The sequence below is a fragment of the Synechococcus sp. W55.2 genome (assembly GCF_047461635.1).
Taxonomy (GTDB): Bacteria; Cyanobacteriota; Cyanobacteriia; order Thermostichales; family Thermostichaceae; genus Thermostichus.
The window spans coordinates 21,580-28,134 of record NZ_JANSHM010000039.1 but is presented as its reverse complement, the minus strand read 5'-3'; the positions used below and the strand labels follow the sequence as shown (position 1 = coordinate 28,134).

Annotated in this window: 8 protein-coding genes; 7 read left to right on the top strand and 1 reads right to left on the bottom strand. The window is 58.3% G+C overall.

The features are described 5' to 3' along the window. The first annotated feature begins 178 nt into the window (after positions 1-178). From aroB to NW828_RS08995, 5 genes are all read left to right on the top strand, one after another. Positions 179-1,360, top strand: a complete 1,182-nt coding sequence (aroB, locus tag NW828_RS09015; RefSeq protein WP_414383343.1) for a 3-dehydroquinate synthase — start codon at positions 179-181, stop codon at positions 1,358-1,360. Next, positions 1,339-2,346, top strand: coding sequence for an aspartate-semialdehyde dehydrogenase (locus NW828_RS09010; protein ID WP_414383341.1), 1,008 nt, complete (start codon positions 1,339-1,341; stop codon positions 2,344-2,346). The genes aroB and NW828_RS09010 overlap by 22 nt, the downstream gene beginning before the upstream one ends. A gap of 470 nt (positions 2,347-2,816) precedes the next feature. After that, positions 2,817-2,966, top strand: a complete 150-nt coding sequence (locus NW828_RS09005; RefSeq protein ID WP_414383339.1) for a hypothetical protein — start codon at positions 2,817-2,819, stop codon at positions 2,964-2,966. A gap of 100 nt (positions 2,967-3,066) precedes the next feature. After that, a complete protein-coding gene (locus NW828_RS09000) occupies positions 3,067-3,840 on the top strand; it encodes a ZIP family metal transporter (protein WP_414383337.1) in 774 nt (257 codons plus the stop codon). A 42-nt stretch (positions 3,841-3,882) separates the two neighbouring features. Next, a complete protein-coding gene (locus tag NW828_RS08995) occupies positions 3,883-4,689 on the top strand; it encodes an alpha/beta hydrolase (protein WP_414383335.1) in 807 nt (268 codons plus the stop codon). Here NW828_RS08995 and NW828_RS08990 read toward each other — a convergent pair. Beyond that, positions 4,655-5,464, bottom strand: a complete 810-nt coding sequence (locus NW828_RS08990) for a DUF3598 family protein (RefSeq protein WP_414383333.1) — start codon at positions 5,462-5,464, stop codon at positions 4,655-4,657. The genes NW828_RS08995 and NW828_RS08990 overlap by 35 nt on opposite strands. A 52-nt stretch (positions 5,465-5,516) precedes the next feature. Between NW828_RS08990 and NW828_RS08985 the strand changes: the two genes are divergently transcribed. Both NW828_RS08985 and NW828_RS08980 read left to right on the top strand, forming a co-directional pair. Continuing rightward, positions 5,517-5,879 carry a hypothetical protein gene (locus NW828_RS08985; protein WP_414383331.1) on the top strand — a complete coding sequence of 121 codons (363 nt, stop codon included), beginning with the start codon at positions 5,517-5,519 and terminating at the stop codon, positions 5,877-5,879. A 4-nt stretch (positions 5,880-5,883) separates the two neighbouring features. Next, complete coding sequence (locus NW828_RS08980; RefSeq protein ID WP_414383329.1) at positions 5,884-6,534, top strand: cadmium resistance transporter; 651 nt, start codon at positions 5,884-5,886, stop codon at positions 6,532-6,534. The last annotated feature ends 21 nt before the right edge of the window (positions 6,535-6,555 follow it).

Below are 6,555 nucleotides of genomic sequence, written 5' to 3'. Positions count from 1 at the left end.
ATCTAAAAAAACCAACTTCATCCTCTTTCCTCTATAAATTATTCTCTCTATCCTAACATAAGATCAACACGACCTAGCAGGATCCCCTGGGCTTTCAAACTCCCAAGGACAGTGCCTGCAGCACGCCGACGGGAGCAGAACATGCCACACTGGATCCCACCCCCCAGGACCGACACGCATGGATCCCTATCTGATCCCTGTCAAGCTTCCCCACAGCTCCTACGATATTCTCCTCCAGTCTGCCGAAGGCCCCCCTGGCCACAGCCTCATCCAGCTGGGATCCCAAATGCGAGCTAGAGGGCTTTCCGGCAAGGCTCTGGTGGTGAGCCATCCCGGCATTGCCAAACACTTTGCCGAGAAGTTGCTGCAGGGGCTGCAACAAGCGGGGTTTGCCGCCCACCTCTGCCTATTGCCTGCCGGCGAACGCTACAAAACCCTGCGCTCGGTGGCCAAGATCTACGACGCCGCCCTAGCCTTTGGCCTGGAGCGCTCCTCCACCTTGGTGGCTCTAGGAGGGGGGGTCATTGGCGACATAGTGGGGTTTGCCGCCGCCACTTGGCTGCGCGGGATCCCTTTTGTGCAGGTGCCCACCTCACTTTTGGCCATGGTGGATGCGGCCATTGGTGGCAAGACCGGTGTCAACCATCCTGGCGGGAAAAACCTCATTGGGGCGTTTTATCAGCCGCGCCTGGTGTGGATTGACCCGACGGTGCTGAAAACTCTGCCCCCACGGGAGTTTACTTCGGCTTTGGCAGAGGTGATCAAATACGGCGTGATTCAGGCTGCCGATGTGTTTGAGTTTTTGGAAGATCGACCCCAACTGAGCCGCTACACCGACTTTGCCCCTGACGATCTGCACTATCTGTTGCGGCGCTGTGCCGAGTGCAAAGCCTGGGTGGTGCAGCAGGACGAGAAAGAAGCGGGCCTGCGGGCCATCCTCAACTACGGCCACACCCTCGGCCATGCCCTAGAAGCTGCCACCGGCTACCGCCGCTATCTGCACGGAGAAGCTGTTGCCATCGGCATGGTAGCTGCCGGGGAGATCGCCCGCCGCCTGGGGTGGTGGAGCGCCGCTGAAGCCGAACGGCAACGACACCTGATCGAAAAAGCAGGATTGCCCAGCCGATGGCCGGCCGGGATCCCTTGGGAGGCAGTGCTGCAGGCAATGCAGGCCGACAAGAAAGTCAAACAGGGGCGGATTCGCTTCGTTCTGCCCCGCCGCATCGGCCAGGCCGAGCTGACCGATCAAGTCGAGCTGGCAGAGGTGCAGGCTGCTTTGGCCTCGATTACAGCAACCTCTGGAACCCTAGAATTAGGAAAACCTAAGGACAAGAAAGCATGGCACGGCAACAACGGGTAGCCATCTTGGGGGCCACAGGAGCAGTAGGGACGGAGCTGCTGACGCTATTGGAAGAGCGCCACTTTCCTGTAGCCGACCTCAAGCTTTTGGCCTCGCCCCGTTCAGCGGGCACTTATTTGACCTTCAAGGGGGAGCGGATCCCGGTGGAACCAGTTTCAGAAGCGGCCTTCCGGGGCCTGGATCTGGTGCTGGCCTCTGCCGGAGCAAGTGTTTCCAAAGCCTGGGCTAGAACCATCGTCGAGGCGGGGGCGGTGCTGATTGACAACTCCAGCGCCTTTCGCCTGGATCCCAATGTTCCGCTAGTGGTGCCGGAGGTCAACCCCCAGGAAGCCTTCCGTCACCAAGGGATCATTGCCAATCCCAACTGCACCACCATCCTAATGTGCGTGGCCATCTACCCCCTGCATCGCCACATCCCCCTGCGCCGCGTGGTGGCCGCCACCTATCAATCGGCCAGTGGGGCCGGGGCCCGCGCCATGGTGGAGCTGCAAGAGCAAACCCGCGCCTACCTCCAGGGGCAGCCGTTGCAGCCCCAGGTGTTCCCTTACCCCATTGCCTTCAACCTCTTCCTCCACAACAGCCCCCTGCAAGAGAACGGCTACTGCCAGGAAGAGATGAAAATGGTCAACGAATCCCGCAAGATTATGGGATCCCCCAACCTGCGGCTGACAGCTACCTGTGTGCGGGTGCCGGTGTTGCGCACCCACGCCGAGGCCCTCAACCTGGAGTTTGAACAGCCCTTCCCCGTGGAAAAAGCCCGGCAAATCTTGGCCCAAGCTCCAGGGGTGGTGCTCATCGAAGATTGGCAGCAAAACCGTTTCCCCATGCCCATCGATGTGGCCGGCAGGGATGAAGTGGCGGTGGGCCGCATCCGCCAAGACATCTCTGAGCCCAAGGCTCTAGAGCTGTGGCTGTGCGGGGATCAAATCCGCAAAGGTGCGGCCCTCAACGCCATTCAAATTGCCGAGCTGCTTTTGAAGGACTAATTCACTACATCGGAGTCGGCGTAGGTGTCGGAGTCGGCGTAGGTGTCGGGGTTGGGGTGGGTGTTGGAGTCGGTGTAGGTGTAGGCACTGTCGTCCCACCGCTTCCGCCTCCACCGCAGCCGGTCAGTCCTAGACAGGCCGCCCCTAGACTCAAAGCCAAAAGGTTTGTAACTGCTTTTTTCTGCATCGCTTTTTCACTCCTCATCATCAGACTTGACTTTAGTTTTCTTTAGTTTTTGTCGACCCGCCTTACTAAAGTACAGCCTGGTCAAATTGCTGCTTAGGATGCTTCTGCGCCCACGCAATCTACCACTGTTGGGAATAAACCTTGCCTCAGATGGCAAGCTCCAACTGGGGAATAGAGCCTTCAGACTTGCTCTTGTGTACCTTGCTCATAAACACAAAATCTGGCAACAGAAGCTAATTTTTAGAACCTCGCGTATGCCGCTTGGGCCAGCAATGTTCACACAGTGTTCGTAGACGGGATCCCGATCACCGAGGCCGGTCAAAGTACCCGCATCTCAGAGGTCGAAGCGTTGGCAGCCATTCAGGCTCAAACGGAAGATCTACTGCGCTGTCGAGAGCCTTTCAAAGCAACCCTAACTCCGGTGGTGGGCTAGCCATAGCAGGGGATCTGCCATTCCGGTTGGCCACAAACCGCACACAATGTCGCAAAAGGAGGAGAATTGAGAAGCATTCGGCCTTTGTGGAGAGGGGCTTGTGCATCCAATTGGGATGGGATCCCTGGCCAGCTTGATCGCCGGGTTGGCAACCGGGTTAGGGGCCTTGCCCGCTCTGTTTCTCCCCTCGCTCTCCGAAAGGGCGCAAGGGATCCTGCTGGGATTTGGGGGTGGGGTGATGTTGGCGGCCACCTCTTTTTCCCTGCTGGTGCTGGGCACCGAGGCAGCCATGGCGCTGGGGTATTCCCCATTTGGGGCGGCTGTGGTGATGGTGGCAGGCCTGTTGTTGGGGGCGATCTTCCTGGAGAGTGCCCACCGCCTCTTTCCTCACGAGCACTTTTTCAAAGGGGTGGAAGGGGAGAACCGCGCCCATTTGAAACGGATTTGGCTGTTCATCATTGCCATCGCCCTGCACAATTTCCCGGAAGGCTTGGCGGTGGGGGTGGGATTTGCCACAGGCCAAGTCGGCGATGGGTTGGCGCTGGCGCTGGGGATCGGCTTGCAGAACATGCCAGAAGGGCTGGTGGTGGCTTTGTCACTGGTGGGCCAGGGGTACTCGCGGCTGTTCGCTTTTGGCATCGCCCTGCTGACCGGACTGGTGGAGCCCATTGGCGGGATCCTGGGAGCAACGGTGGTCTCTCTGGCGCAGCCCCTACTACCCTGGGGCATGGCTTTTGCGGCGGGGGCGATGTTGTTTGTCATTTCCGATGAGATCATCCCTGAGTCGCACCGGCAGGGGTTGGAGCGGGAGGGCACCTTTGGGGTCATCAGTGGGTTTGTGGTGATGATTCTGCTGGATATCACCTTGGGCTAGCAAGGGATCCCGTCGCGAAGTGGAACGGAGTTTTATTTTTTTATGTTGAGTAACGAACCCTTTTTGTGGCGAGGAGCAGGGGAACACGCCTGTCTGCTGCTACATGGATTGGGGGGCGGTGTTTACGAGTTGCAATGGCTGGCAGAGCGGCTGTTGGCGGCTGGCCTGACGGTGCAGGGATTTAACTATCCCGGCCATAACAGTGCTCCGCATCGCTTACACGACCGCCGGTCTGCCCACATGCCCCCTTCCCGCTGGACGGAGTGGTACGGGCGGGCTTTGGAGCATTACCTGGCTTTGCGGCAGGAGTACCCGCGCGTTTCCTTGGTGGGCTTTTCCACCGGCTGTCTGCTAGCTTTGCACCTGGCTTTTGCCCATCCCATCCACAAATTGGTGCTGCTGGCGCCGTTTTTCGCCATTCGCCACCACTGGTACTATCTTTTTCGCCCTGAGCAGTACCTGAACAGCCTGGGTTGGCTATTGAAGGAGGTGCCCCGCCTCAGCTTGCCGATTCGGGATGGGGACGCTCGAGCCTTGGCAGAAAGAACGGCCTATTTCCGCAGCTTTAATCTGTCGGCGGTGCGCAGCGCCCTCGAGCTCATCGAGCGGGTCAAGGGGGAAGTGGCCAGCATCCGGGTTCCCACCCTGATCCTGCAATCTCGCCAAGATATGGTGGTGGACCCCGACCAGGCAATGTGGCTCTATCAAGAGCTGGGATCCGAGGAGAAGATCTTGCATTGGCTGGAGCACTCCGACCACATCCTCACTTTGGACTGCGAGCGGGAAACGGTGTTTGCCCAGGTTTGCGCCTTTCTCAAACGGGACCCCTCTGCGCCCGGATCAGCGTAACCCCTTGCCAAGCACCGCGGGCATCGTAGTCTCGGCTCAAACGCAAGAGACAGTGGCAGTCTTCCGGCTGCGGAAACCAGCTCAGGCTTACCGAAAAGCTGCGATCCCGCTGGGCAGTGGGGATGGGCAAGGGATCCGGCCCGCCAATCCACAGCCCTCCCGGCAAGGGATCCCAGTTACTCAACCACTCTGCCCCCGAGCAGTCCACCTCGGTTTCGGCAAACCAGCCCTCGGCAACCGCAAAGCTCTGGGCGATCCCCCGCCATCTCCCCTGGAGGCAGGCTCTCAGCTGCTCTTTGCTCAGGGGTGCACAGTCTGCAACGGGATCCAAAGCTTGGCCGCGCCGCTCCAGGATCGCGGTTACCTCTACCAGACGACCTTGGGCATCCCACTGTTGCACCAGCCGCGCCTTGCGATCCCCCCAGAGAAAGCCCTGCTCGACGGCAAAATCGCTGAACGGTGCCAGTTGCACCCGCCCGTTGGAAAAGGATCCATCGGGGAAAAACCGCAATCCAGGAGAGAAGTCTTGGTAAACCCAACTGTGGCAGCTTTCTGGAGTGGGGGATCCCTGTAGGGGGTAGTAGGCGTTGGTTTGGCGGATCGCGCTCCCTGCCGCCGGACTTCCTGAAGAAGAGGATGGAGCCAAGGCCTCAAAGGTGATGAGGCTGCGCTTTTGGCCCCCCAGATCCCAGCCGCCGGCGGTGGGTCGATAGTTGGAGAAGAGGCCGTGCCACACTCCCAGGTGGAGAGCCAGACATTGTTTTTGGGTTTTCATGAAGCAATGTGAAGCTAAGATTGTGAGGACGTAACGCTGGAGAGCAAGACCTATGGGGAAGAAGCTCCGAGGTGGCATTTTACTGATTTTGGGGTTTATGCTGTCTCCCCTTTCCTGGTGGAATGACTTGTTTTTCAACCTGCCGATTGCCTATGGGTTTGGCTACCTTTGTAGCCTGTGGCAGCCACAGTGGTTTTTGGGCGGAACCCTCGTGGGGTACTGGCTCTCCAACTTGATAGGCATTCTCATGATGCAGTTTGGCGCTACGGATGTCGTCGAGAAAGGCGAGAAACCCCGCAATATGAAACGCGATCTCTTGATTGGGCTGGCTTCTTCTACCGCCTATACTTCGGCAATTGTTGGGCTGCTTCAGTTTCACCTCGTCGATATCAGCGCCATCTTCCCCATTTCTTAACCCTATGCCGCTGGCAATTTTCTGGGCAACTTTAGTCGAAGGGATCCTCGCTTTTGTTGCCACCCATATCGACGACTTTTTCTTGCTGGTTCTGTTGTTTGCCCAGGCGCAGCTGCAACCCCTGTGGAAGGGCTGGCACATTTGGCTGGGAGGCTACTTGGGCTTGGCAGGGTTGATCCTGCTCAGCTCTCTGGGATACCTGGGGGGCCTGCTGTTGCCGCCACCTGCGATTGGGCTGCTGGGGTTGATCCCGATTGCGGTAGGCGGTTGGAAATTGTGGCAACCTGAGCTGGAAGAAGCCCTGGAAGAAGAGCTGGAAGAACTGCAAGAGCGCCCAACCCAAAAGGCTTGGTCAGTTTTTTTGCCCCCACCAGCCCTGATGTCCATGCTCCTCACCTTTGCCAATGGTGGAGATAATGTCAGCCTGTACGTTCCTCTGTTTGCCGGCAGCACCCCTCCTCAGTTGGCCCTTTTTTCCACGATCTTTTTTCTGATGAATGGATTGTGGTTTGCAGTGGCTCAAAAACTGACAATGCAACCTGAAGTAGCCAAGGTTTTGGCCGAGCGGGGAGAGCGCTGGGTGCCCTGGATTCTCATGGGCTTGGGGGTGTGGATCCTGTTCAAAAATGAGACTTGGAGATGGCTTCTGTCTTAGATCCCAAGATCTCAGCTGAGC